Source organism: Mycobacterium colombiense, assembly GCF_003284935.1.
Classification (GTDB): Bacteria; Actinomycetota; Actinomycetes; order Mycobacteriales; family Mycobacteriaceae; genus Mycobacterium; species Mycobacterium arosiense_A.
This window is the reverse complement of the sequence record NZ_QMEV01000019.1, coordinates 33,477-56,383: the sequence shown is the minus strand read 5'-3', so window position 1 is coordinate 56,383 and position 22,907 is coordinate 33,477. Positions and strand designations below refer to the sequence as shown.

General features: G+C 67.3%; 22 protein-coding genes and 2 pseudogenes. 13 read left to right on the top strand and 11 right to left on the bottom strand.

The window, feature by feature from the left end; translation table 11 throughout:
* Positions 1–5 precede the first annotated feature (5 nt).
* The 5 genes from DQP57_RS11700 to DQP57_RS11675 all read left to right on the top strand — a co-directional run bounded on the left by DQP57_RS11700 (position 6) and on the right by DQP57_RS11675 (position 5,658).
* Positions 6–2,576, top strand: a complete 2,571-nt coding sequence (locus DQP57_RS11700; RefSeq protein WP_112633132.1) for a SpoIIE family protein phosphatase — start codon at positions 6–8, stop codon at positions 2,574–2,576.
* Positions 2,576–2,902: an STAS domain-containing protein gene (locus DQP57_RS11695; protein ID WP_112633131.1), complete on the top strand. Its 327-nt coding sequence runs from the start codon at positions 2,576–2,578 to the stop codon at positions 2,900–2,902. The genes DQP57_RS11700 and DQP57_RS11695 overlap by 1 nt, the downstream gene beginning before the upstream one ends.
* Before the next feature lie 194 nt (positions 2,903–3,096).
* The gene (locus DQP57_RS11690) at positions 3,097–3,528 is read left to right on the top strand and encodes a nitroreductase family deazaflavin-dependent oxidoreductase (protein ID WP_112633130.1); all 432 of its coding nucleotides are present in this window, start codon (positions 3,097–3,099) and stop codon (positions 3,526–3,528) included.
* A 565-nt stretch (positions 3,529–4,093) separates the two neighbouring features.
* Complete coding sequence (locus DQP57_RS11680; protein ID WP_112633129.1) at positions 4,094–5,026, top strand: SAM-dependent methyltransferase; 933 nt, start codon at positions 4,094–4,096, stop codon at positions 5,024–5,026.
* Positions 5,023–5,658, top strand: coding sequence for a class I SAM-dependent methyltransferase (locus DQP57_RS11675; protein ID WP_112633128.1), 636 nt, complete (start codon positions 5,023–5,025; stop codon positions 5,656–5,658). Before DQP57_RS11680 ends, DQP57_RS11675 begins: the two co-directional genes overlap by 4 nt.
* 96 nt (positions 5,659–5,754) lie before the next feature.
* On the opposite strand, the gene DQP57_RS27160 is transcribed toward DQP57_RS11675, so the two are convergent.
* Positions 5,755–6,417: a chitin-binding protein gene (locus DQP57_RS27160; protein ID WP_112633127.1), complete on the bottom strand. Its 663-nt coding sequence runs from the start codon at positions 6,415–6,417 to the stop codon at positions 5,755–5,757.
* A 300-nt stretch (positions 6,418–6,717) separates the two neighbouring features.
* Between DQP57_RS27160 and DQP57_RS11665 the strand changes: the two genes are divergently transcribed.
* From DQP57_RS11665 to DQP57_RS11655, 3 genes are all read left to right on the top strand, one after another.
* Positions 6,718–7,431: a VIT1/CCC1 transporter family protein gene (locus tag DQP57_RS11665; RefSeq protein ID WP_112633148.1), complete on the top strand. Its 714-nt coding sequence runs from the start codon at positions 6,718–6,720 to the stop codon at positions 7,429–7,431.
* A gap of 111 nt (positions 7,432–7,542) precedes the next feature.
* Positions 7,543–8,385, top strand: a complete 843-nt coding sequence (locus tag DQP57_RS11660) for an acyl-CoA thioesterase domain-containing protein (RefSeq protein ID WP_112633126.1) — start codon at positions 7,543–7,545, stop codon at positions 8,383–8,385.
* 19 nt (positions 8,386–8,404) lie between these two features.
* The gene (locus DQP57_RS11655) at positions 8,405–9,937 is read left to right on the top strand and encodes a class I adenylate-forming enzyme family protein (protein ID WP_112633125.1); all 1,533 of its coding nucleotides are present in this window, start codon (positions 8,405–8,407) and stop codon (positions 9,935–9,937) included.
* A 65-nt stretch (positions 9,938–10,002) separates the two neighbouring features.
* On the opposite strand, the gene DQP57_RS11650 is transcribed toward DQP57_RS11655, so the two are convergent.
* Positions 10,003–10,623, bottom strand: a complete 621-nt coding sequence (locus DQP57_RS11650) for a TIGR03085 family metal-binding protein (RefSeq protein ID WP_112633124.1) — start codon at positions 10,621–10,623, stop codon at positions 10,003–10,005.
* Positions 10,624–10,738: 115 nt separating this feature from the next.
* Here DQP57_RS11650 and htpG point away from each other — a divergent pair, with 115 nt between their 5' ends.
* Both htpG and DQP57_RS11640 read left to right on the top strand, forming a co-directional pair.
* On the top strand, positions 10,739–12,664 hold the full coding sequence (gene htpG, locus DQP57_RS11645; protein ID WP_112633123.1) for a molecular chaperone HtpG: 1,926 nt from the start codon (positions 10,739–10,741) through the stop codon (positions 12,662–12,664).
* 68 nt (positions 12,665–12,732) lie between these two features.
* On the top strand, positions 12,733–12,948 hold the full coding sequence (locus DQP57_RS11640; protein ID WP_112633122.1) for a hypothetical protein: 216 nt from the start codon (positions 12,733–12,735) through the stop codon (positions 12,946–12,948).
* Positions 12,949–12,963: 15 nt separating this feature from the next.
* Here the strand turns inward: DQP57_RS11640 and DQP57_RS26850 are convergent, their stop codons facing one another.
* Together DQP57_RS26850 and DQP57_RS27620 are read right to left on the bottom strand one after the other, a co-directional pair.
* Positions 12,964–13,131, bottom strand: coding sequence for a hypothetical protein (locus DQP57_RS26850; RefSeq protein WP_240631739.1), 168 nt, complete (start codon positions 13,129–13,131; stop codon positions 12,964–12,966).
* Between the two features lie 19 nt (positions 13,132–13,150).
* Positions 13,151–13,363, bottom strand: a complete 213-nt coding sequence (locus DQP57_RS27620) for an excalibur calcium-binding domain-containing protein (RefSeq protein WP_112633121.1) — start codon at positions 13,361–13,363, stop codon at positions 13,151–13,153.
* A gap of 182 nt (positions 13,364–13,545) precedes the next feature.
* On the opposite strand from DQP57_RS27620, the gene DQP57_RS11630 reads away from it, so the two are divergent.
* Positions 13,546–14,583: a TIGR03617 family F420-dependent LLM class oxidoreductase gene (locus DQP57_RS11630; RefSeq protein WP_112633120.1), complete on the top strand. Its 1,038-nt coding sequence runs from the start codon at positions 13,546–13,548 to the stop codon at positions 14,581–14,583.
* Here the strand turns inward: DQP57_RS11630 and DQP57_RS11625 are convergent.
* The 3 genes and pseudogenes from DQP57_RS11625 to DQP57_RS11615 form a co-directional block, all read right to left on the bottom strand.
* Positions 14,558–16,236, bottom strand: a pseudogene (locus DQP57_RS11625) (NRAMP family divalent metal transporter). The gene DQP57_RS11630 and the pseudogene DQP57_RS11625 sit on opposite strands and share 26 nt — an antisense overlap.
* Positions 16,233–17,570, bottom strand: coding sequence for a magnesium transporter MgtE N-terminal domain-containing protein (locus tag DQP57_RS11620; RefSeq protein WP_112633119.1), 1,338 nt, complete (start codon positions 17,568–17,570; stop codon positions 16,233–16,235). Before DQP57_RS11620 ends, DQP57_RS11625 begins: the two are co-directional and overlap by 4 nt.
* Positions 17,571–17,772: 202 nt before the next feature.
* Positions 17,773–18,525 (bottom strand): sensor domain-containing protein, encoded by a 753-nt coding sequence (locus DQP57_RS11615; protein WP_112633118.1) that lies wholly within the window; start codon positions 18,523–18,525, stop codon positions 17,773–17,775.
* Between the two features lie 127 nt (positions 18,526–18,652).
* On the opposite strand from DQP57_RS11615, the gene DQP57_RS11610 reads away from it, so the two are divergent.
* On the top strand, positions 18,653–19,045 hold the full coding sequence (locus DQP57_RS11610; protein ID WP_205869099.1) for a bleomycin resistance protein: 393 nt from the start codon (positions 18,653–18,655) through the stop codon (positions 19,043–19,045).
* Here DQP57_RS11610 and DQP57_RS11605 read toward each other — a convergent pair.
* From DQP57_RS11605 to DQP57_RS11595, 3 genes and pseudogenes are all read right to left on the bottom strand, one after another.
* On the bottom strand, positions 19,024–19,920 hold the full coding sequence (locus DQP57_RS11605; protein ID WP_112633117.1) for a DMT family transporter: 897 nt from the start codon (positions 19,918–19,920) through the stop codon (positions 19,024–19,026). The genes DQP57_RS11610 and DQP57_RS11605 overlap by 22 nt on opposite strands.
* Before the next feature lie 85 nt (positions 19,921–20,005).
* The gene (locus tag DQP57_RS11600) at positions 20,006–20,398 is read right to left on the bottom strand and encodes a DoxX family protein (RefSeq protein WP_112633116.1); all 393 of its coding nucleotides are present in this window, start codon (positions 20,396–20,398) and stop codon (positions 20,006–20,008) included.
* Positions 20,399–20,442: 44 nt separating this feature from the next.
* Positions 20,443–20,909, bottom strand: a pseudogene (locus DQP57_RS11595) (alcohol dehydrogenase catalytic domain-containing protein); the annotation flags it as partial.
* A gap of 146 nt (positions 20,910–21,055) precedes the next feature.
* Here DQP57_RS11595 and DQP57_RS11590 point away from each other — a divergent pair.
* Positions 21,056–22,231: a thiolase family protein gene (locus DQP57_RS11590; protein WP_112633115.1), complete on the top strand. Its 1,176-nt coding sequence runs from the start codon at positions 21,056–21,058 to the stop codon at positions 22,229–22,231.
* 18 nt (positions 22,232–22,249) lie between these two features.
* Here DQP57_RS11590 and DQP57_RS11585 read toward each other — a convergent pair whose 3' ends face one another.
* Positions 22,250–22,882 (bottom strand): hypothetical protein, encoded by a 633-nt coding sequence (locus DQP57_RS11585; protein WP_430918899.1) that lies wholly within the window; start codon positions 22,880–22,882, stop codon positions 22,250–22,252.
* Positions 22,883–22,907: the final 25 nt, after the last annotated feature.

Sequence of the window (22,907 nt, the reverse complement as noted above, 5' to 3'; positions counted from 1 at the left end):
TGCCCATGGACAGCGACCGGAGTGACTCCGCCTTCACCTGGCAGGGCCGGCGCGACCTGGTCAGCCGCATGCATGACCAGCTCGATGAGCTGGTGGCGGCGCGTGACCAAATGGAACAACTGGTGCGGGTGATCGTCGAGATCGGCTCGGATCTGGACCTGGATGTGACGCTGCAGCGGGTTCTCGACGCGGCGATGGAGCTGACCGGCGCCCGCTACGCCGCGCTGGGCATCCGCGCCGCCGACGGCACGCTGGTTTCTTTCGTGCATGCGGGAATCGACGTTGCTACTGCACGGCTGCTCGGCGATCTACCGGTCGGCGATGGCCTGCGGGTAGACGATCTGAACAGCCATCCCGACACCACGGTGCTGGCCGGACACCAACCGCCGATGCACGCGCTGCTGGGCATCCCGATCACCGTGCGGGCGGCCAACTTCGGCAGCCTGTATTTGGCGGACGACCGTCCGGGCCGCGTCTTTTCCGACTCCCAGGAGGGCGCCGTACGAGCGATGGCCACGGCTGCCGCGGCGGCCATCGACAACGCCCGACTCTTCGAACGAGAACGCGAATCGGCGAGATGGACGAAGGCCAGCCGTGAGATTACGACCGCGCTGTTGTCCGGCGACCCGCAGACGGGTCCGTTGCAACTCATCGTGAATCGGGCGCTGGAGTTGGCCGGTGCCGAGCAGGCGATCTTGCTGGTGCCCAAGGATCCCGAACGGCCCGTCGACGAGGTTGACACCCTGGTCGTCGCCGCGACGGCGGGCCGGTATTCCTCGGAGGTGATTGGTCGGCAGGTTCCGATGGACGGCTCGACCACCGGCGGTGTGGCGCGCCGCGGCCTGCCGTTGATCACTGATTCCTTCGAATACCCGATCGAGGGATTCACCGACGTCGGCAAACGCTCGGCGATCGTCATGCCCCTGATCGCCGACGGTGCCGTGCTCGGCGTCATCGCCGTCGCACGCGACCCGCACCAGCCGGCCTTCGGCAACGATTACCTCGACCTCGTCAGCGACTTCGCCCGGCACGCCGCCATCGCGCTGGCGCTGGCCGCGGGCCGCGAACACGCGCTCAACCAGGAATTGGCCCAAGCCGACACCGTCGAGGAGGCGGTGCACGCCGCCGCCGAGGAACTGCGTCGGCTGTGGCGGGCACGCCGGGTTCTGGCCGTCACCTTCCCCACGCAAAGCTCGTCGGCCGAGGCGGCGTTCGGTGAACCTCAAGTCGTTTCGGTCGGCGAGCCGGCGCAGTGGGCCGACCTGCCAGCGCGCACCCAGCAGGCCCTCAGCTCATTGCGCGACGGCGATCTGCTCACCTCCAACGCGACGCAACCCGGAACGGCGGGCATCGCACTGCAGCATCCCGACGGTGTGCTCGTCGTCTGGATCGATCTGACCGAGCAGCGTCTGTTCACCCTCGAGGACCAGACCTTGCTTACGGTCCTGGCGGGCCGCCTCGGCCAGGGTCTGCAGCGGGTGCACCAGGTCGACCAGCAACGCGAAACCGCACTGGCCCTGCAGCACGCGATCCTCGGCCCCGCCGATCTGCCGGCCGGGTTCGCGGTGCGATATCAGGCCGCCACACGGCCTTTGCAGGTCGGTGGTGACTGGTATGACATCGTCGACCTGGAAGACGGACGGATCGCGTTGATCGTCGGCGACTGCGTCGGCCATGGCCTGGCCGCGGCCACCGTGATGGGCCAGGTGCGCAGCGCTTGTCGCGCCCTGCTGTTCGAAAACCCAAGTCCCGGTGCGGCTCTGGCAGGGATGGACCGCTTCGCCGCGCGGCTGCCCGGCGCGCAATGCACCACCGCGGTCTGCGCGGTGCTCACTCCCGAGACCGGTGAACTGGTCTACTCCAGCGCCGGCCACCCGCCGCCCATCCTGGTGCACAGCGACGGCAGCACCCAGATGCTCGACGACGGTCACACCATCGCTTTGGGGGTCAAGGGGGACTGGCCCCGCCCGGAAGCCCGCGTGACCATCCCGGCGCGTTCGACGCTGGTGCTCTACACCGACGGCCTGGTCGAGCGTCGCCGCGTCCCGCTCGACCACGGCATCTCCCGGGTGGCCGACGCCGCCCAGGACGCGCGCGCGTTGACACTGGACGATCTGGCCAACCACGTCATGTCGCGGGTCGCGCCGAGCGGCGGATACCAGGACGACGTGGTCCTGTTGCTCTATCGCCACCCGGCCCCGTTGGAGCTGAACTTCCCGGCCGACGTCAGCCAGCTTGCCCCCACCCGCAACGCCTTGCGCGACTGGCTGAACAAGGCCCGACTGGACCCCGACCAGACAATGAACGTGCTGGTGGCCGCCGGGGAAGGCGTGGCCAACGCCATCGAGCACGGCCATCGACATAGACCGCAAGGCACTATTCGCCTCGGTGCGATCGCAACCGGCGACGCGGTCCAGCTGACCATCACCGACACCGGCTCCTGGAAGGCCCCACAACCCGCGTCCTACCCGCACCGCGGCCGGGGCATTCCCCTCATGCGAAGCCTCATGCACGATGTCGATATCCGGCCCGACAACGACGGCACCACGGTTCACCTATCCGCGAGGATCACCTGATGACCACCCCGCTCACGCTGGACACCGCGCGCGGCAGCGACGGGAAAACCGTGCTGGTCGTGGGGGGCGAAATCGACCTGAGCAATATCGACACGTTCAACCAGGCGTTGGCCGGCGCCACCACCCAGGTCACCGGCGGACAGGAAGCGCTGCTCGTGGACATCAGCGCGGTCGAGTACCTGGACAGCGCCGCGATCAGCGCTCTGGCCGCCCACGCCGACCGCATCGAGCTGCTGGCCAACCCGATCCTGATGTCCGTGCTGCGAATCAGCGGTCTCAGCGAACTGACCAAGGTCGAAGCCGCGCCGCCGGCCGGGGGGCGCTGACGCGGCTGCGGTGCCAGGTTTCCCACCGCGCGCACTCGCCGCCAAGTGTTCGGTTCGAAGCGCTGAATGCGTATGCCCGGGATCATCATCCGGTTGCCCATCATCAACATGATCGACACAGTCAATCTGCTTGCTACACAGCGTGATTGCGGCGCAAGGTGGCCGACTTGCGCGCCGCATGCCACGATGGCGTAATGGGTGACGACGCGCTGAGCTCAGAACGTGAATTCAACGAGCAGAACATCGAGGAGTTCCGCCGCAATGGCGGCAAAGTGGGCGGGCAATTCGAAGGTTTTCCGCTGCTGCTGTTGACTTCGACCGGAGCGCGAAGCGGCGCTCAACGTGTCAACCCCGTCGCCTACTTCGATATCGACGGCAAGATCTATGTCGTCGGTTCCGCGGCGGGCCGGGACAACAATCCCGCGTGGGTGCACAACATTCGCGCCAACCCTCGCGTGTCTGTCGAGATCGGTTCGGAGGCGGCGAAACCGGCGACAGCGCGGGAACTCCCGCGCGACGAACGGGATTCGGTCTATTCGGTGGTGGTCGAACGCGCACCCGGGTTCGGGGAGTACGAGCAACGCACCGATCGAGTGATCCCGGTGTTCGAATTGATAACCGACTGAAGGCGTGGGCGGCAACGGCATTCGAGCTCACCGAATTCGGCACGTTAACGGGGCGATTGCCGCACAATGATGTTCGCGGGTAAGACCGATGCGACTAGTAGTCACCGCCCGCGTTGCACGAACGACGAAGTGAGGTCGGCGATGAGACATTACCTGCGGCGCTGCGTGATCGGTGCGGTCGTTCTGGTGTTGGCCGGGTTACCGGTGACGGTGATTGCGCCGCCGGCGATCAGCCGCGCCGACGGTGAATGCGCCCCGGGTTGGGGCTGGAGCGTCGAGCTGAACGAATGCGTGTTCCTGCTCCCGGCCGCAAACGGGCCGGGCGGGCCTGGAGGGCCGGGCGGGCCTGGAGGGCCGGGCGGACCCGGGGGACCGGGCGGGCCCGGGGGACCCGGCGGCCCCGGCGGACCCGGGCGCCCGGGGCCCCACTAGAAGTCCCGCTCGCTGCGGCGACGCGACGCCGACCTGGCGAAATAGCCGCGCGGCGGCAGCGTGGGAACTCCACGCGCCTGTCGTTCGTTATGCCGGCTAGGTAACCTGTGATTCCGAGGGGGACAGTAGCCGCATGCCACGCACAGACAACGACACCTGGGATTTGGCGACCAGTGTCGGCGCGACCGCCACAATGGTCGCGGCCGCCCGAGCGATCGCGACCAATGCCGACACCCCGCTGATCGAGGACCGCTTCGCCGAACCGCTGGTACGCGCGGTAGGGGTGGACTTCTTCACGCGCTGGGTGTCCGGCGAGCTGGCGGTCGCAGACGTCGACGACCATGAATCCGGCTGGAAGCTCGAACACATGCCGGCCGCGATGGCCGCCCGGACCCGATTCTTCGACTCCTTCTTCCGCGACGCCACGCATTCCGGGATCCGGCAGGCCGTGATCCTGGCGTCGGGTCTCGACGCCCGCGCCTACCGGTTGGCGTGGCCGGCCGACATGACCGTGTTCGAGATCGACCAACCGCAGGTGATCGCGTTCAAGTCCGCCACGCTGGCGGAGCTGGGCGCCGCCCCGACGGCGCAGTTGCGTACGGTCGCCGTCGACTTGCGCAATGACTGGCCAAAGGCGTTGGCGGAAGCCGGTTTTGACAAAAGCCGCCCCACCGCGTGGATCGCGGAGGGGCTCTTCGGGTACCTGCCCACGGAGGCGCAAGACCGCCTGCTGGACAACATCACCGCGCTCAGCGCTGACGGCAGCCGGCTGGCGTGCGAAGCTATTCCGGACATGTCAGAAGTGGACACCGAGAAAGCCCAGGAAATGATGCGCAGGGCCACCGCGAAGTGGCGTGAGCATGGCTTCGACCTGGAATTCGGCGAGCTCGGCTATCAGGGCGAGCGCAATGACGTCGCGGTCTATCTGGATAACCTGGGATGGCGATCGGAGGGCGTCCGGATGACTCAGCTGCTGGCCGACTCCGTTCTGGATGCGATTCCGCAGACCAACGATTCCGTCTCGGTGGCCGACACGATCTACTACAGCTCGGAGCTTTGTCGATGACCGCACCGCAGCGACGAGGGCTCAACGACGCCGTCACGCGGATATGGAGCTTCCTCGCTCCGGTCTACGATCTGCCGTTCTTGCAGCAGTGGGTGTACCGGCCTCCGCACGACGAGGTGATCGCCCAACTGCGCAATCACGGCGCCCGTAAGATCGCCGACGTCGCCTGCGGTACGGGGATTTTGAGCGATCGGATCCAGCGTGAACTGCAGCCCGACGAGATCTATGGCGTCGACATGTCCGACGGCATGCTCGGTCAGGCTCGCGCCAGGTCCGACCGGGTGCAGTGGATGCGCGCCCCGGCCGAGCAGCTCCCTTTCGACGACGGCGCCCTCGACGCCGTCGTGACAACCTCGGCCTTTCACTTCTTCGACCAGCCGGCCGCATTGCGCGAATTCCACCGCGTGCTGGCGCCCGGCGGCCTGGTGGCCGTCTCGGCGCTGAGCACGCGGCAACCGCGGCTGCAGTCCTCCGCGAACTCCCGGTGGAAGCCCCAACACAACGCCTCCGCACCCGAGATGCGGACGTTGTTCGAGAACGCCGGGTTCGCGATCAGCGACCAACACCGGATCCCGCGACCGGTGTGGACGGCGTTGGTGCCCGACCTGCTGACCGTCGGCATCAAAGGCTAGAACCAGCGCCGAGAGCGAAAACCGCTCGGCGCCAACGTAGTAAACGACGACGCCCGCCTCGCCAATCGGCGAAGCGGGCGTCGTGTCAGTTATCGATCACAGCGGGATCCACACTCCGAAGAAGTCAAATCCCCACTGATTGAAACGGGGGTTCCAGTACGGCGTTTCGTTGTATCCCCAGTAGTTGATCGGGCCGTAGTCCCAGCGCCCACCGGGCGGGGGAAGCGGTCGATCCCATGCCGGCCGCGGCGGCTCGCCCGCACCCCAGGGTGCCGGCCCATCGCCCCACGGTGCCCCGTGGAAGTAGCCGCGGTGGTCATCTCCGTGCCACGGGCCGCCCGGGTGCGGATCCGGTCCACCGAAACCGCCGGGAGCACCGGGATGGTCACCGGGGCCACCAGGCCCGCCAGGGCCGCCCGGGTGGTCACCAGGACCGCCGGGGCCACCCGGACCACCGGGTCCACCGGGTCCGCCCGGGTGATCGCCAGGCGGCGGTCCGCCAGGACCACCGGGGTGGCCGCCAGGGCCTCCGGGTCCACCCGGACCACCCGGACCACCGGGACCACCAGGACCGCCGGGACCGCCCGGATCGTTGGGACCGGTGGGCGCGTGCCCGCCACCGGGCGCCGCCCCGCCATTATTACCCGGAGGCTGTGGCGCCCCGGGTGCGGCGTTGGCAAATCCGGCGCCCATTCCCAGGGTCGCAGCGCCGAGCGCTCCGGCGATGGTCACCCCTCCGACAAGTTGCTTCAACTTCATGATGCTTCACCTATCCACTAGGGATTTCTTGCAAGGAAGTTCCTTCGAACACCCCCCGTTACCAGCCCGACGTTAGATAGCGTTCCTATGGACTGGCTGTGACCCGCCCATGCGCAACGTTTGGTCGCGGCCGTCACCCAGGTGGTCGCTGCCGAGCGCAGCCTCTCGCCGCAGCCCCTGGCAGAGGCGCTCAGCAGGCACTTTGCCCGCGGGCCGCCGCGAACCAACCCTTCGCGCGGGCCGGTTTGGGAAGGCTACGTTGTCTAGTCGGCAAGGGTTTTCGTCTATATGGTTGCGGCCGTGCCGAGTGCGTCACATCCGCACGAACCCCACGTCGGTTCGGTGTCGTCGAAATTGAATTGGCTGCGCGCAGGCGTCCTGGGGGCCAATGACGGAATCGTCTCCACCGCCGGCATCGTCGTGGGGGTCGCGGCGGCCACCGCCGCACGCGCCCCGATATTGACCGCGGGCAGCGCCGGACTGGTCGCCGGGGCGGTGTCGATGGCGCTGGGCGAATACGTGTCCGTCAGCACCCAACGCGACACGGAAAAGGCGTTGCTGAGCCAGGAGCGTCGCGAACTGCGCGACGACCCGGCCGCGGAGCTAGACGAGCTCGCCGCCCTGTATGAAGCCAAGGGCCTGACGCCGGCGACCGCGCGCACCGTGGCCGAGGAACTCACCGACCACAATCCGCTGCTCGCCCACGCCGAGGTCGAACTGGGCATCAACCCCGACGACCTCACCAATCCGTGGCAGGCGGCCTCGTCGTCGGCGCTGTCGTTCGCGGTCGGGGCCCTACTGCCCTTGATCGCGATCCTTGCCCCGCCGACCACGTGGCGAATCCCCGTCACCGTCGTGGCCGTGCTTGTCGCGCTGGTGATTACCGGTGCCGTCTCGGCCGGCTTGGGCGGAGCCCGCAAGCGCCGGGCGGTGCTGCGCAACGCCGTCGGCGGCAGTCTCGCGCTGGCCGTCACCTACCTGATCGGCCATCTGGTGGGCGCCGCAATCGGGTGACCGATGACTGTCGCGGCGCGGTGCGCACCCAGCGACTGGAAGCGCAACTGTAACATCCACAGTTGCGGTCCTCAGCTGAGCCCGCGATCCCATCAGCCGAAGGGTCATGCAGTGGCCGAGCCCAATATCGTGCCGGATGAAGCCTCCTGCGCAGAACCGGCGCCGTACTTCGTCCGCGACGAAAACTATCTCGTTCCAACCAAAATCGCCCGGGGTGGATGGGGCCCCTCGCTGAGCGGACACGTCGTCGGCGGACTCTTGGCGTGGGCGGTCGAGGATGCGGCCGGGGATGCGGACCTGCAACCGGCGCGATTGACCGTCGATCTGCCCCGCCCGACCGCCTTGGCGCCGCTCGAGGTGCACACGAAGGTGCAACACGACCGGCGCCGATTGCGGCTGGTCGAGGCCGTGATCACCCAGGACGGCGCCGCGGTGGCGCAGGCGAGCGCGCTGTTTCTGCGGCGCGGGGCGCAACCCGAAGGCCAGGTCTGGTCACCACCGGTGCAGATGCCGCCGATCCCGGTGGACGAGGCCTACTCGACACTGTTCATGCGAACCTACGGCTGGGGCGCCGACGTGCAGAACCCCGACCCGGACTGGCCTGAGGGCGACGGCTCGAAATACACGTGGATCCACGAGACACGGCCGTTGATCGACGACGACCCGCTTACCGCCTTCACCCGCGTGGCGATGGCCGGTGACATCACGGCGTCGATTGCCAACTGGGGCACCAACTCCCTGCAGTTCATCAACGTCGACTACACGCTCACGCTGAGCAGGCTGCCCGAGGGCGCCCATATCGGGCTTGCCTCGCTGATGCATCACAGCCACGACGGGGTGGCTAGCGGCTCGGCGGTCCTGGTGGACGCCAAAGGCCCGATCGGCACCGGGGTATCCGTCGCGGTCGCGCACTCGGGATTCCGCCCACCCACTACCGACCCGTCGGCGCGGTGAGCCCGAAGGGATTGGCGCGGTGACGTTCTGGGCCCTGATCGCCGAGGCGGCGCAGCGAGGATCACCACGACCGCTTCTCGCCGATGAGTACGGGCGCAGCCTCACAGCGCGTCAACTGCACGACGCCGCGTGCGCGACCGCAGCCGCTCTGGCCGAACGAGGGGTTCGCGCGGGAACCGTCGTGTCCTGGCAGTTGCCCACCACGCTGGAGACCATGGTGGTGATGGCCGCGCTTGCCCGACTCGCCGCGGTGCAGAACCCGATCATTCCGATATTGCGGGAAAGTGAGGTGGGCTTCATCACTGGCCAACTCGATACCGAAGTCTTTGTGGCGCCACAGCTTTGGCGCGGATTCGAGTACGGTGAGCTGGCCCGGGCATTGTCGCGGGACAGGGGCTTCGAGGTCGTCGCGCTCGACTTGGCAACGCCCCCGTCCACCGGCGGGCTGCGGCTGCCCGGCGGCGACACCGGGGCACTCCCGCCGCCGCCGAGAACCGCCGACGACGCGCGCTGGATCTACTACTCCTCGGGAACCACCGCGGCCCCCAAGGGGATCCGCCACACCGACACGTCGGTGATCGCCGGCTCGGCGGGCGTGGTGGGCATGGTGGGGGCCAACAGTAGCGACGTGGATCCGATCGCCTTCCCGATCGCCCACATCGGCGGGGCGGCGATGCTGGCCACCGGGTTGCTGACCGGCATGCGGTTGGCCCTATTCGAGACGTTCGATCCGGCTACCACGCCGTGGGCCATCGCCGCGCACAATCCGACGTTCCTGGGCACCGCGACCCCATTCTTCGTCGCATTCCTCGAAGCCCAACGGGCCCAACCCGATCGGCCGCTGTTTCCTTCCGTCCGGGGCTGCCTGGCCGGAGGGGCGCCCGTCACCGCCGAACTGAGCCGCCAGGTTCGTGACACCTTCGGCCTGGCCGGCATCGCCAATGCCTGGGGAATGACCGAGTTTCCATGCGCGACCTCGCCGTCGTTGACCGCCGCGCCCGAGGTGCTCGACCACACCGTCGGGCCGCCGGTGCCCGGGGTCAAGGTTCGCGCGGTGGACAGCCGCGGCGCCGAAGTGCCCGCCGGGCAGGAAGGCGAGCTGCGGCTCAAGGGACCCCAGTGCTTCCTCGGCTACGCCGACGCGGCACTTGACGCCGATGCGTTCGACAGCGACGGGTGGTTGCGCACAGGCGATCTCGGCATGATCGACGCCCACGGCAATGTCCGCGTCACCGGCCGTACCAAGGACGCGATCATCCGCAACGCCGAGAACATCTCGGCGCTCGAAATCGAGAATGCGCTCGCCACCCATCCCGCCGTCGCCGATGTCGCCGTCATCGGCATTCCCGACCCCCGGACCGGCGAACGCGTGTGTGCGGTCGTGGTGCCCGCGACAGCCGACGGCGTGTCATTGGAATCCCTTGTGCGACATTGCCAATCACGCGGCCTCAGCCGATACAAGCACCCCGAACACCTGGTGGTCGTCGAGACCTTGCCGCGCAATCAATTCGGCAAAGTGATCAAGAAAGAGCTGCGGGCGGCCTTCGGGTGACCCGCGTCCGGAAATTCGGTTACGCCTCCTGAACGGCCCGCGAGCGGCCGCCGCGATCGCCGGACCTATAACCCTTTAGGCGCATCGCGCACGGCCTGCACCGCCGCGGCGTCGCCGTCGAAGTCGACCTTGGCCTGACGTCCCACGCTGAACAACAACAGTTCCTCGGGAGCACCGGTCACCGTCACCGCCGGCCCCTGGCCTGCGGTGAGCACCGTCTTGCCCTCCGAGGTCCGCAACGCCACCCGGCCGGGCACCTTGGCGAGGGTGAGCCGGGCCATCAACGGCAGGGTGCGCCGCAGCATCTTGCTCAGGGCCGGCTCCAGCGAGCGCGGCTGCCAGCCCGGCTGCGCGCGGCGCACGTCCTCGTGGTGGATGAACATCTCGGCCACATTGGCCACCGGGTCGAGCAGTTTGAGCGGCGAGTAGACCGGCGGGCCGGCGGCGAGCTTGCCGACCAGCTCCTCCCAATCGTTCCGCTCGGCGACCTGGTTCTGCACCTTCTCGGTGTGGGAAGCGAAGAAGGGGATCAGGATGCCGGGCGCGGCGTCGGGGCGGTACTCACGGATCACCAGGTGCGCGGCCAGGTCCCGCGTCTTCCATCCCTCGCACAGCGTGGGCGCGTCCGGCCCGACGCCGCGCATGGTTTCCACGAGGGCGGCACGTTCGCGTTGAGCAACAGACATGCGTTCAGCCTAGAGGCGGTCGACGCGTGAGTGGACGGGTCCACAACACCAATAGTGGGCGGCTCGGTAAATTTGAGACGTCACTGTCCTTTGGAAAGGAGATGTAGGAGAAGCCATGAACGCGCGCGTCGAGCAGTTGGAGTTTCAGGCAGAGGCTCGCCAACTGCTGGATCTGATGGTCCATTCCGTCTACTCCAACAAGGACTCGTTCCTGCGGGAGTTGATCTCCAACGCCTCCGACGCGCTGGACAAGCTGCGGCTTGAAGCGTTCCGGAACAAGGACCTCGACGTCGACACCTCCGACCTGCACATCGAGATCGACGTGGACAAGGACGCGCGCATCCTGACCATCCGTGACAACGGCATCGGAATGACCCGCGCCGAAGTGGTGGATCTGATCGGCACGCTGGCCAAGTCCGGCACCGCGGAGCTGCGCAAGCAACTGCGCGAGGCCAAGAACGAAGCGGCCTCCGAGGAACTCATCGGCCAGTTCGGGATCGGTTTCTATTCGAGTTTCATGGTCGCCGACAAGGTCGAGCTGCTCACCCGCAAGGCCGGCGAGAGCGACGCCACCAGATGGGAATCTAGCGGCGAGGGCACCTACACCATCGAATCGGTCGACGACGCTCCGCAAGGAACGTCGGTCATCCTGCACCTCAAGCCCGAGGACGCCGAGGACGAGCTGCACGACTACACCGCGGAGTTCAAGATCAGGAGCCTGGTCAAGAAATACTCCGACTTCATCGCGTGGCCCATCCGGATGCAGGTGGAGCGACGGCAACCGGCGAGCGAGGAGGGCGGCGAGGAGACCGTCACCATCGAGACCGAGACCCTCAACTCGATGAAGGCCCTGTGGGCCAGGCCCAAAGAAGAGGTCTCCGAAGAGGAGTACAAGGAGTTCTACAAGCACATCGCGCACGCCTGGGACGACCCGCTCGAGGTCATCGCGATGCGGGCCGAGGGCACCTTCGAGTACCAGGCACTGCTGTTCATCCCGTCGCACGCCCCGTTCGACCTGTTCAACCGGGACGCCCAGACCGGGATCCAGCTGTACGTCAAGCGCGTGTTTATCATGGGCGACTGCGACGAGCTCATGCCCGAATACCTGCGCTTCGTCAAGGGTGTCGTTGACGCGCAGGACATGTCGCTGAACGTGTCCCGCGAAATCCTGCAACAGGATCGGCAGATCAAGGCCATTCGGCGTCGGCTGACAAAGAAGGTCCTCTCCACGATCAAGGATCTGCAGTCCGAGCGCCCCGAGGACTATCGCACCTTCTGGACCCAATTCGGCCGGGTCGTCAAGGAGGGCCTGCTGTCGGACTTCGACAACCAGGAGACGCTGCTGCAGATCTCCTCATTCGCCTCGACCCGCAGCGACGAGGAAGCCACCACGCTCGCCCAATACGTGGAGCGGATGAAGGACGGCCAGACGCAGATCTTCTACGCCACGGGCGAGTCGCGCCAGCAGATCCTGAAATCGCCGCACCTCGAGGCGTTCAAGGCCAAGGGCTACGAGGTGCTGCTGCTCACCGACCCAGTCGACGAGGTCTGGGTGGGAACCGTGACCGAATTCGACGGCAAGCCGCTGCAGTCGATCGCCAAGGGCGAGGTGGACCTCAGCTCCGACGGCGAGCAGAGCGAGGCCGAGCGCGAGGAGCAGCAAAAGGAGTTCGCCGACCTGCTGACCTGGCTCAAGGACACCCTGAGCGACCACGTCAAGGAAGTTCGGCTGTCTACCCGGCTGACGGACTCGCCGGCCTGCCTCATCACCGACGCCTTCGGGATCACGCCTGCGCTCGCGCGCATCTACCGCGCTTCCGGGCAGGACATTCCGGTGGGGAAGCGGATCCTCGAACTCAATCCCAACCATCCGCTCGTCACCGGTCTGCGCCAAGCGCACCAGGAGCGCAGCGACGATCCCTCGGTCGCGGAGACCGCGGAATTGCTGTATGGCACAGCGCTTCTCGCCGAGGGCGGCACGCTCGACGATCCGGCGAGGTTTGCCGAGATACTCGCTCACCGGCTGGCCCGCACGGTGTAACCCGGGGTTTACCGGCAAATAAGCCATTTCCGGGATTGAAAACTCCCAGGCAGGGATACTTAGATCCCATGCCTGCGTTTCGCGTCATCGACCCACGGGGCCGGGTCGTTGCGACGAAGAGTTTTGCCAACGCGGAGGCCGCGTACGCCTGGTTCGTCAACTCCGTTGGCGGCAACACCGAGTTGGGTTGGCGCATGGAGGTCAACGACGACGGCCAGTGGGCATTCTTCGACGACACCGAAGGCTTCACCGCCCCGGTGAGCCGGCGGCCAACGAAACGCTGAGGCCCGGATTCGGGCTCAGGGCCCGATCACGAAGCAGCGGCCGGCGCTGCTGACGAAGAGGACCTCATCAACCGTGGACTGCGCGATGGCCGGAAATTCGAAGCGATGGGCCTGCTGGCCGACCTCGATGTCGGCGTCCTGCGACTCGCTGGTGCCGTCTTTCTTGCGGACTAACGCCGTCACCGCGTCGGGTTTCGACGGACTAGTGGCACACCTCGCAGGCTATGCCGTCGTTGTCACGATCGAGGCCGGCTCGATAGCCGGGCTGCCCGCGGTAGATCGGCGCGACACCCGCCGCGCAGGCCGCCCTGCAGTTCGGGTAGTAGGCGCTGGCCCCGCTGGTGGGCGACGTCGACGTTGTGGTCGTGGTGGTCGTAGTCGTCGTCGTTGACGGAGCCGCCACGGCTACGGGCATCCCCGCAATTCCCACTGCGATTGCTCCGGCGAAGAATAATCCACGAAGCACGTTCGGAAGCCTCCTGTTAGCGGAAAAAACGACGGTTGCTGACGACTACAGAGCTAACACCCTGGGCCGGTCGTCGGGCAAGAGGCTGACGAGCCCGCCGCGCGGTCGGACGCGCGACGTATGCTCCCACCATGCATGTCGACGCGATGACGATTCCCCAGCCACTGGGCCAGATCGGTGAGCTCGCCCGGCGGACCCACGCCGTCGGGTTCTCCGGCTTGTTGTTCACCGAGACGGGCCGCACCGCATACCTGAATGCCGCCGTCGCGTCGCAGGCCGCGCCGGATCTGGAATTGTCGACGGGCGTCGCCGTCGCCTTTCCGCGCAGCCCGTTCGTGACCGCCGCCGCGGCCTGGGAACTGCAGGAAGCCACCAGGGGAAGGTTCCGGCTGGGCCTCGGAACGCAGGTGCGCACCCACGTGGTCCGGCGCTACGGCACGGCCTTTGAGCGGCCCGGGCCCCGGCTGCGCGACTACCTCCTGGCCGTCAAGGCGTGTTTCGCGGCCTTTCGTTCCGGGACGCTCGACCATCACGGCGACTTCTACGATCTCGACTTCATCACCCCGCAGTGGAGCCCGGGGCCCATCGACGCTCCAGACCCCAAAGTCGATATCGCAGCGGTCAATCCGTGGATGCTGCGGATGGCGGGCGAAGTGGCCGACGGGGTTCACGTCCACCCCATCGGCGAACCGGGTTATCTGGCCCGTCACGTCCTGCCGACGGTCGGCGAAGGCGCGCAGAAAGCGGGTCGTTCGCTGTCGGACATCGCGATCATCGTGCCCGTCATGACGATCGTCGGGGATACCGACGAAGAGCGGGACCGGCAGCGTGAAGTCGTGCGCGCCAGCATGGCCTTTTACGGAAGCACGCCCAACTACGCATTCATCTGGGACGAGGCGGGTTTCGAGGGCACGACCGCCCGGATCCGGGAAAAGCAGAAGGCCGGCGACTTCGCCGGCATGGCCGCCCAGGTCAGCGATGACCACATCGCGGTCTTCGCCACCGAATCGAGCTGGGAGGGATTGGCGGACGCGTTGGCCGCGAAGTACGCCGGAACGGCAACGCGGTTGGTGATGTACAACTCCGTCGCCGACCAGGATCGCTTCGAGCGCTACGGCGAGGTGGCCCGCCGGATGCAAGCCGTCAGCGACCGAGCTGGATCGCTTTGACCACCAAAAGCAGCGCCCCGACAACCAAATAGGCCCTCAGCGCGATCATCGCGAGCCGGGTTCCTGGTGACCAGGTGACCGGTTCGAGCAGGGCCAGCGGCGGCATGCGCCAAGTGTTGCGATCGACGCCGCGGCCCGGAAGTTGTGGCCGGGCTCGCTCGGGCTGACGCCGCGCCAGCCAGCGCAGCACCGGTGCCGCGGCCGCCGCGAGGATGACCAGCCCAAGCGTCAGATAGCCCGCTACCGCGACGACGTCGAGTCCGGGAAACAACGTGGTGGCCATCAAGATTCCGGACAGCAGCAGCAGAACGCCGACGATCAGTCCGGCGAGCCAGTTGAGCCAGGCGCGATTGACCCAGGGCCCCAACACTTCTCGGTCATTGCACAGCAACAGCAGAAACACGCTGGCGCTGGGCAGCAGTAATCCCGCGAGGGCCTGGACGGCGGTGGTGATCAACCCGAGCGGAGCGCCCGGAATCAGCACGATGGCCGCGGCCAGGACCACCATCGCGGTATAGGAAAGGTAGAACTGTTTGGCGTCGGCGAAGCCGCGGTGCAGCGAGTGCTTCAGTCCGAACACGTCGCCGAAGGCGTAGCTGGTGGCCAGGGTCACCGCGGCGGCCCCGATGATCGAGGCGTCCATCAGCACGATGGCAAAGATCGAGCCGAGCACCGGGCGGTGCTCGCCCAGCAGATGCGCCGTCGCGCCGGCATCGGTGAAGCCGCCAAGGGTGTTGGTGGAGCGCGCCGCCCACTCGCCGGTCATCATCAGCGCGGCGGCGCCGACCACCACCACGAAGGCGCCCAGTACGGTGTCCGCGCGTTCGTACCCCATGAACCGGGGCGTGATGCGCTTGTCGACGACGTTGGACTGCTGAAAGAACAGCTGCCACGGCGCCACGGTGGTGCCGACGATGGCGATGATCAACAGCACGGCATCCGAGCTGATGCCGCCCGAAATGCCGGGCACCACAAACGACTTCGCCGCGTGCCCCCACTGTGGATGGGACATCAGCAGCATCGGGATCTGCAGCAGCGTGACGGCGATGAAAATGAACATGGCCCGCTCCCATCGACGGAAGCTGCCGCTGGCCATGATCGCGACCAACGCCACGCCGAGATCGGTACCACAACGTATTTGGAGATGCCGATGTATTCGGCGGCCAGGCTGATGCCGATGAATTCGGTGACGATCGTCAGAAAGTTCAGCAAGAACAGGTCGCCGACGGAAAACCAGCCCCAGCCGCGGCCGAAGCGTTCGTTGATCAACCGGGCGTGCCCGACCCCGGTGACCGCGCCGAGCCGGACCACCATCTCCTGGTTGACGATGAGCACCGGGATCAGCAGCAGCAACACCCACAGCAGTGAGTAGCCATAGTTCTGGCCGGCTTGCGCGTAGGTCGCGACCCCACCCGCGTCGTTGTCGCCGACCATGACGATGATTCCGGGTCCGACGATCGCGAGCAGGGTCAAAAGCCGGGTCTTCCAGGTGCGGGCGTGCTCGGTTTCCGCGACGCTGATGCGCCCGAACGCGCCCTCGATGTCACCCAGATGCGCGCTGTCCAGCACCGCTGTGCGCCGGGCCGGCGCCGGCTCGGGACGCTGAACCGCCTGCGCCTCAGCCTGCGTGGTGTCCTCCCCGCCGGAGCTCACTGCGCGCTTCCTCCCTGTGGCGGCGTGTCACGGTCGTCGGCGGCGGTGATCTCGCGGATGGGGCGCGGTGCGGGCTCCCGGCGCCGCCAGTCTTCGGGGATGGTCGCCTCCAGCACGTCGTCGACGGTGACCACCCCGAGTAGGCGGTCCTGCTCGTCGACGACGGGGATGGAGTAGAGATTGAAATCCGCCATCAGCAGCGCGATGTCGGTCAGGTCCGCGTCGGCGTTGACCCGTACCGGGTCGGAATCCATCAGGGCCGCAAGGGTTTCGGCGGGATCGACCTGCAAGAGGGTGATCACCGAGACGACGCCGTCGAGCCGTTTGTCCTCGTCGAGCACGTGCACCTTGATGAGCGCTTCCGGTTGTATGCTGCGCGACGCGGCGATCAGCGCCAATGCCTCACCCGCGGTGGCGGTGGCCGAACACGTCACGGAATCGACGTTCATCAGCCCGCCCGCGCTTTCGGGGTTGAATCCCATCAGCGTGATGACCTTGGTGCGCTGCGGGGCGGGCATCAGCTCGAGCACGCGCCGGCGCCGTGACTGGCGCAGGTCGGCGATCGCGTCGGCCGCGTCGTCGGCGCGCATGCGGCCCAGCAGCGCGGCGACCTCGTTGTCGGGCATGCCGTCCAGCAGCCGGCTGGCCTTTTCCGGGTCCAGCTCTTCGAAGACGTCGGCCTCCAGTTCGGGGTCGCTGTGTACCCGGTCGAGGATCTCGCCGCCCTCGGCCTTGTCCGCTTCCTCGAGCAGATCGGCGATCTCGGCGGCCTTGAGCTCGCCGAATCGGTCCGACAGGCGCCGCACGGCATCGGAACGTGCGTGGCCGATCAGCGGCTCGAACGCCTTCCAATCGCGAGACGCGTGCCCTCCCGAGTGCTTGATCAGGCCGAACAATCGCGGGGGACGCCGGGTGTCCAGGCGGGTGACCATCCAGCCCTCGCCGGTGCGCTCCAGCTCGATGTCGTAGGCACGCACCAACTCGACGGTGGCCACGTCGATCAGCCGGTGGCCCAACACATCGGTGCGCAACAGCACCTCACCCTCGCGGCGCTCGAACCCGCGAAGGTCAATCTTGTTCTTGGTCAACAGAACTCGATCCGCCGAGTATGCGTCGATGGATTTGTCGCCGATGAACACGCGCCGGCCGCCGACCCCGGCCACGATCCCGGCCACCAGCGGATACTCCTCGGCCCCTCGCAGCCGCACGATCACGTCCTCGACCCGGCCCACCGTTTCCCCGGAGCGTGCCAGCACGGGGGCGCGCAACAGCTGCGAGAGGTGGATGACTTGCTGTCCGGCGCGCGGTTTGGACGCCTTTTCCGATGTGCCCATCCCTCCTCAAGGCGGTACGACCGAACCCGCGGACAACCTACCTCGAAAACCGGTTGGTGCGATGCCAGGTAGCTGAGAGCGGATTCAGTGGTGACGCAAGCACCGTCTCGGCCGCCAGAGTCTACGCCCACATGACCATGCGGAACGGCCGCCAATAGGTAAACAGCAGAAGGCTATTCGGATTTCGCCGTCTCGGTGACGGCTACTGTTTGTCGACTTTCCCGGCGATCTGAGTGGCGATGCTGACACCGAGGTCCCCGATGTCCTTGCGGCACGCGTCGACATCGATGACGACGTTGTTGCGAACGGTCAGCGCCCGCTGGCACGGCATGGTCACGCTGTTGCCGTTCGAGGTGATGGTGAGGGTCACCGGAGCGCTCAGAACGCCGTTGGCGTTGGACACCTGACCCACCTTCCACTGCAGTTCGGGCTTGCCGTCGGCGGCGGGAACGGTGTCCTGCCGGTTGGCGCAGGCGGGCCAGCGCTGGGTCGACGTCGTGAAGAACGCGCCGGCCTGCTCGGGGGAGGCAAACAGCACCACAAATTGGTATACGTCAGGGCTTTCCAGTTGATCGGCCCCCGCGGGCGCGGGCGCCTGGTCGTGGTAGCCGTACACCGCGGTGCTGCCGCTGTCGGCGTAGACCGACGCCAACGCGGCGTGAGTGCTGTATCTGCATTCGGCGGCAAACGTGTAGTCCTGGCGCTTGACCGGATCTTCCACCAACGTGGTAAGCGGTGGGTCGCTCGTCGTCCCGGTCACGCCCAGCACGGTGTCGATATCGTTCGGCGAGAGCATCAGGTCGGGCAGCGCGGATTGCGCGAGGGGAGTCTTCGACGACGCCGTCGTGGTGGACGCCGCCGACGACGCGGCGCCGCCCGCGTGGTCGCCGCCGCACCCCGTGATCAGTATTCCGGCGGCGGCCATCGCAGCTGCCGCGGTCAGCTGGCTCCTCATGCGCATGGAGCCTACGACAGCGAGGCGGTCTCCCATGCGGATTTGCCGCATATGCGGTCGCGTGCAGGGCCTTACGTCAGGGACCGCCGTGGTGCGCACATGCGGAGCCAACGGTTATGTTCGCTGTGTGTCCGCAGTCGACTTCACCTCGGTATCGCCGATCGTCCCCGTCCGAGACCTGGACGTCGTACTCTCCCGGTACCGCCGGCTCGGCTTCGACGCCCGCGCATACGAGGGCCCGGACCGGTACGGCTTCGCCGATCGCGGGTCGGTGTCGATCCACCTCACCGAGTGGGCCGAGCACGATCCCTTGCGCACCGCCGCCGGCGTGTACCTCTACGTCAGTGACGCCGATGCTCTCTACGCCGAGTGGGCGGCACTGCAAGACCTCGGCGGGCGCCTGATCGCGCCCCAGGACACACCGTACGGTCTGCGCGAATTCGCCTACGTCGACCCCGACGGCACAGCGCACCGGGTCGGCTCACCCCTGAGTCGACCTCATGCCGATTCCGCTGTGTGAGAGGGCTTTTCGTCGGACGACGGAGCGTAGCTGGCCTGACTGTGGGCCAGCGCCACCGTCGCGGCCGCCATCAGCGCGACCGATAGACCCAAGGCCACCCAGCCGATGTCGTTGGTGCGCAGCGTCTCACCCAACACGGTGACACCGAGCACCGATCCGACGATGGGCTCGGCCACGGTGACCGCCGGGAGCGACGCGGTGAGCGGGCCGGCCCGAAATGCTGACTGCTCCCAGGCGGTCGCGGCGATCGCCAGCACCACCCACACGTAGAACTCGGGTGCGCGCAACAACTCCGGGACACCGCGGCCGAGCTGGTCGACCACGCCTTTGGTCAGCACCGAAAACAACCCCCACAGCGAGCCGGACATCAGGCCCAGCAACAGTGCACCGACCGAACCAGGAAACATGCGCGCCCCGATCACGCACAGGACCAGCGCCGGGCCCATGACCAACGCCACGACTGTCCACGTGTGCACCGATCCTCGCGGGGCGCCCTGCTGGGGGTCGCCGACCGTCACCACCACCGCAACCGCGACGGCGAGCAAAACCGCCCAAATCCCTTGCCGGCGTGTGATTCGGCGATGTCTCACCCGCGCGCTGATGAGCAACGCGAACAGCAGCGAGGTCACCAACAGCGCCTGCACCAGCACCACCGAGCCCAGACCCAGGGCCGCGGCCTGGAACCCGAACCCGGCGGCGGCCACCAGGCTGCCCGTCCACCACTGCTTGTCGCGCAGCAGCCGGCGAAACAGGGCGACGGTCCCGACCGGCTTATCGGTGACTTGCTGTGCGGAGCGCTGCTGGACGACGTCGCCGGCGCCGACCATCAGGGCGGCCGCGACGGCGAGCAACGCCGCGATGCCCGTTTTGCTCACGCCGGTCTCCTAGTCGCTTGTGCGGGGCATTCCGCTTGTCGCACAACGCATTCGTGGGCGCGGCCGGCCCAACTTACGCGGCCGGTCAGCTGTTGCGCCGAATCTTGAGCGCGGTGGTGATCATCGGAATCTGCAACGGCAGCCGGCCCAGGGCGACCAGGCGCATGGGCCACGGCTTGCCCCACCACAGCCGGCACATGTTGACGTTGCCGGGGAACACCCCGACGAACAGCGCCACGGCGGCCAGCGCGGCCGAGCGTCTGGTGCTCCGCGGCACCAGCAGAGCCCCGATCGCCAACTCGGCCACGCCAGAACCGTAGGTATAGAGCCGCGGGCTGCCCGGCAGCTCGACCGGAATGATCGAGTCGAACGGTTTGGGAGCGACGAAGTGCAGGGTGCCGATGCCGAGCAGCATCGCCGCGACACGATAGGCGAGTTGCTCTGTCGTGTCCCGCCCGGCGAGGGGTCTGGTTGTCATGCAGCCATTGTGCCCATAGCGGCCACCGCTTACGTGCGGTCGGCGTCGATCTTGACCACCGACGTCTGGTGCACCACCACATACGGTGCGAACGTGCCCAGCAGCGACATCGGGATGACGTTTCGGCCCTGCGCCGTGACGCGAAACGATCCGTCGGACACCGATTGACCCGACAGCAGGCCCATGCCGAGGTCGCACAGGTTGTGCAGCCCGGTCTGGCACCGCGTGCATTTTCCACAGGACGGGATGAACGACAGGACCACGTGATCACCGACGGCCAGGTGCTCGACACCCTCGCCGATCTCGGTGATGACGCCGGCGCCCTCGTGGCCTCCGAGCACCGGATAGCTCGGGATCGGGAAGTCGCCCGTCATCAGATGGTGGTCGGAGTGGCACAGACCGGCCGTCTCCAATTGGACGGTCACCTCGCCGTGGCGGGATCGCCGAGGTCGACCTCTTCGACCGACCATGGCTCGTTCAGTTCCCAGACCAGCGCACCTTTGGTCTTCAACGGCTTGGCCTCCGTTTTACGCGAACCGCTTAAATGTTAACGCCGTCACACGAACCGACCCACCGAACTTAGACCATTACTATTGCCTATACAGTATTTGAAACGATTCGCGGCGTCTGACCGCCCACAACAACGAGGTTGAGAACATGGGAACACCCGTCATTGTCGGAGCCGTCCGGACCGCGATCGGCCGATCGTTCAAGGGGACGCTGGTCAACACTCCGCCCGAGACCCTGATCACCGCCGTGCTGCCCGAGGTGGTCCGCCGGTCGGGTGTTGATCCCGCGGACATCGACGACATCATCTTCGCCGAATCTCATTATGGCGGTGGCGATCTCGCCCGTTACGCGGCGACCGCGACAGGCCTGGAGCACGTTCCCGGCCAGTCGGTCAACCGGCACTGCGCGGGCAGCCTCACCGCCATCGGGAACGCCGCGGCCCAGATCGGCTCCGGCATGGAGCGCGTGCTGATCGCCGGGGGTGTGCAGTCGCTGTCGATGACGCCGCTGACCAACTGGCGCATCCCCGGTCCCGAGCTGAAGTTCGAGGAGCGCTGGATGCCCCCCACGCACGTGGAGACGCCCGACGCGCCCGCCAAGGACATGTCCATCACCGTCGGCTGGAACACCGCGCAGGCGGTTGGCATCACGCGCGAGGAGATGGACGCCTGGGCCGCCCGCTCGCATCAGCGCGCCGTCGCGGCCCAGGACGCCGGCAAGTTCGCCGACGAGATCCTGCCGCTGAAGATCACCCAGTTCGACGGCTCGGTCACCGAGTTCGCCGTGGACGAGCACCCGCGTCGCGACACCACCATCGAGAAGCTGGCCGGCCTCAAGGTGCTGCACCCCGAGATCGAGGGTTTTTCGATCACGGCCGGAAACAGCAGCGGCACCAACGACGCCGCGGCCGCGGTCGCGCTGGTCGACAGCGACTACGCCCAGGCCGAGAAGCTCAACGTGATGGGCACGGTGCGGGCCTGGGCCGCCGCCGGCGTAGCGCCCCGCGACTGCGGCCTGGGTGCCGTCAAGGTCATCGGGAAGGTGTTGCAGCGGGCCGGTCTGTCGCCCTCCGACGTCGCCCTGTGGGAGATCAACGAGGCGTTCGCTTCCGTCCCGATCGCGGCTTGCCGCGAATACGGCATCGACGAGGAGAAGGTGAACTTCTCCGGTAGCGGCTGCAGCCTCGGCCACCCCATCGCGGCCTCGGGTGCACGCATGGTGACCACCTTGGCCTACGAGCTGGCCCGCCGCGGCGGCGGCATCGGTGTCGCCGCGATGTGCGCCGGCGGCGGCCAGGGCGGCGCGGTCGTCATCGAGGTCTGAGCGACCGGCGCTCGGCGGCTAATTGCAGAACGTGTAGCCGATGAACTGGGTGCCGCGCGTGTCGCCGCTCGAGTAATTGGCGAAGTGCACGGCCGGCTCGCCGTTGTACTGGGTGTTCATCTTCTGCACCGTCGGCGGGGGAACGCCCTTGGGGAAGGCCAGGATCATATCGGCGTAAATCTCCAAGCCGGACTGGCAGATCGCCTCGCGCCGCGGCGGCTGCGGATTCCACGCGTGCACGACGACCGGCTCGGTCAGCTGAGACCCCGCCGCGCAATTCGGGTCGCAGAGCTTGAACACCGCCGTGCCGGTCCCGTCGGCGCCCTGCGGTCCCCAGGACGTCCACGACATGTCCTGCAGCGCAACGGCCACACTGGCGCAGCCCAGAACGTTCAGCTTCTTCGGACGCGCGACCGGCGGAACGGAGGGGTTATAGCAGCCCGGGATGGCGAAGCTCTCCGGCGCCGATGACGACGGCTGGGCGCTGGGCGCCGTCGCGCTCTGATGGCCCCGGCTCAGCTGCACGCCCACCACGGCGAGGACCCCGACCAGCACCGCGGCCGCGACAATCCCGGCCCCGATCAATCGCCCCCGCGAGGTGTGCCGCAACCGCCTCGATAATGGCACGTTGGCGTTGCCGCTCACGCTCATTAGATTACGGGTGAAACTTCTCCGG

Coding starts and splice junctions, on each gene's coding strand:
- DQP57_RS11700 (WP_112633132.1), top strand. CDS start 6: ATGGACAGCGACCGGAGTGACTCCGCCTTCACCTGGCAGGGCCGGCGC.
- DQP57_RS11695 (WP_112633131.1), top strand. CDS start 2,576: ATGACCACCCCGCTCACGCTGGACACCGCGCGCGGCAGCGACGGGAAA.
- DQP57_RS11690 (WP_112633130.1), top strand. CDS start 3,097: ATGGGTGACGACGCGCTGAGCTCAGAACGTGAATTCAACGAGCAGAAC.
- DQP57_RS11680 (WP_112633129.1), top strand. CDS start 4,094: ATGCCACGCACAGACAACGACACCTGGGATTTGGCGACCAGTGTCGGC.
- DQP57_RS11675 (WP_112633128.1), top strand. CDS start 5,023: ATGACCGCACCGCAGCGACGAGGGCTCAACGACGCCGTCACGCGGATA.
- DQP57_RS27160 (WP_112633127.1), bottom strand. CDS start 6,417: ATGAAGTTGAAGCAACTTGTCGGAGGGGTGACCATCGCCGGAGCGCTC.
- DQP57_RS11650 (WP_112633124.1), bottom strand. CDS start 10,623: ATGTCTGTTGCTCAACGCGAACGTGCCGCCCTCGTGGAAACCATGCGC.
- htpG (WP_112633123.1), top strand. CDS start 10,739: ATGAACGCGCGCGTCGAGCAGTTGGAGTTTCAGGCAGAGGCTCGCCAA.
- DQP57_RS11640 (WP_112633122.1), top strand. CDS start 12,733: ATGCCTGCGTTTCGCGTCATCGACCCACGGGGCCGGGTCGTTGCGACG.
- DQP57_RS27620 (WP_112633121.1), bottom strand. CDS start 13,363: ATGCCCGTAGCCGTGGCGGCTCCGTCAACGACGACGACTACGACCACC.
- DQP57_RS11630 (WP_112633120.1), top strand. CDS start 13,546: ATGCATGTCGACGCGATGACGATTCCCCAGCCACTGGGCCAGATCGGT.
- DQP57_RS11620 (WP_112633119.1), bottom strand. CDS start 17,570: ATGGGCACATCGGAAAAGGCGTCCAAACCGCGCGCCGGACAGCAAGTC.
- DQP57_RS11615 (WP_112633118.1), bottom strand. CDS start 18,525: ATGAGGAGCCAGCTGACCGCGGCAGCTGCGATGGCCGCCGCCGGAATA.
- DQP57_RS11600 (WP_112633116.1), bottom strand. CDS start 20,398: ATGACAACCAGACCCCTCGCCGGGCGGGACACGACAGAGCAACTCGCC.
- DQP57_RS11590 (WP_112633115.1), top strand. CDS start 21,056: ATGGGAACACCCGTCATTGTCGGAGCCGTCCGGACCGCGATCGGCCGA.
- DQP57_RS11585 (WP_430918899.1), bottom strand. CDS start 22,882: ATGAGCGTGAGCGGCAACGCCAACGTGCCATTATCGAGGCGGTTGCGG.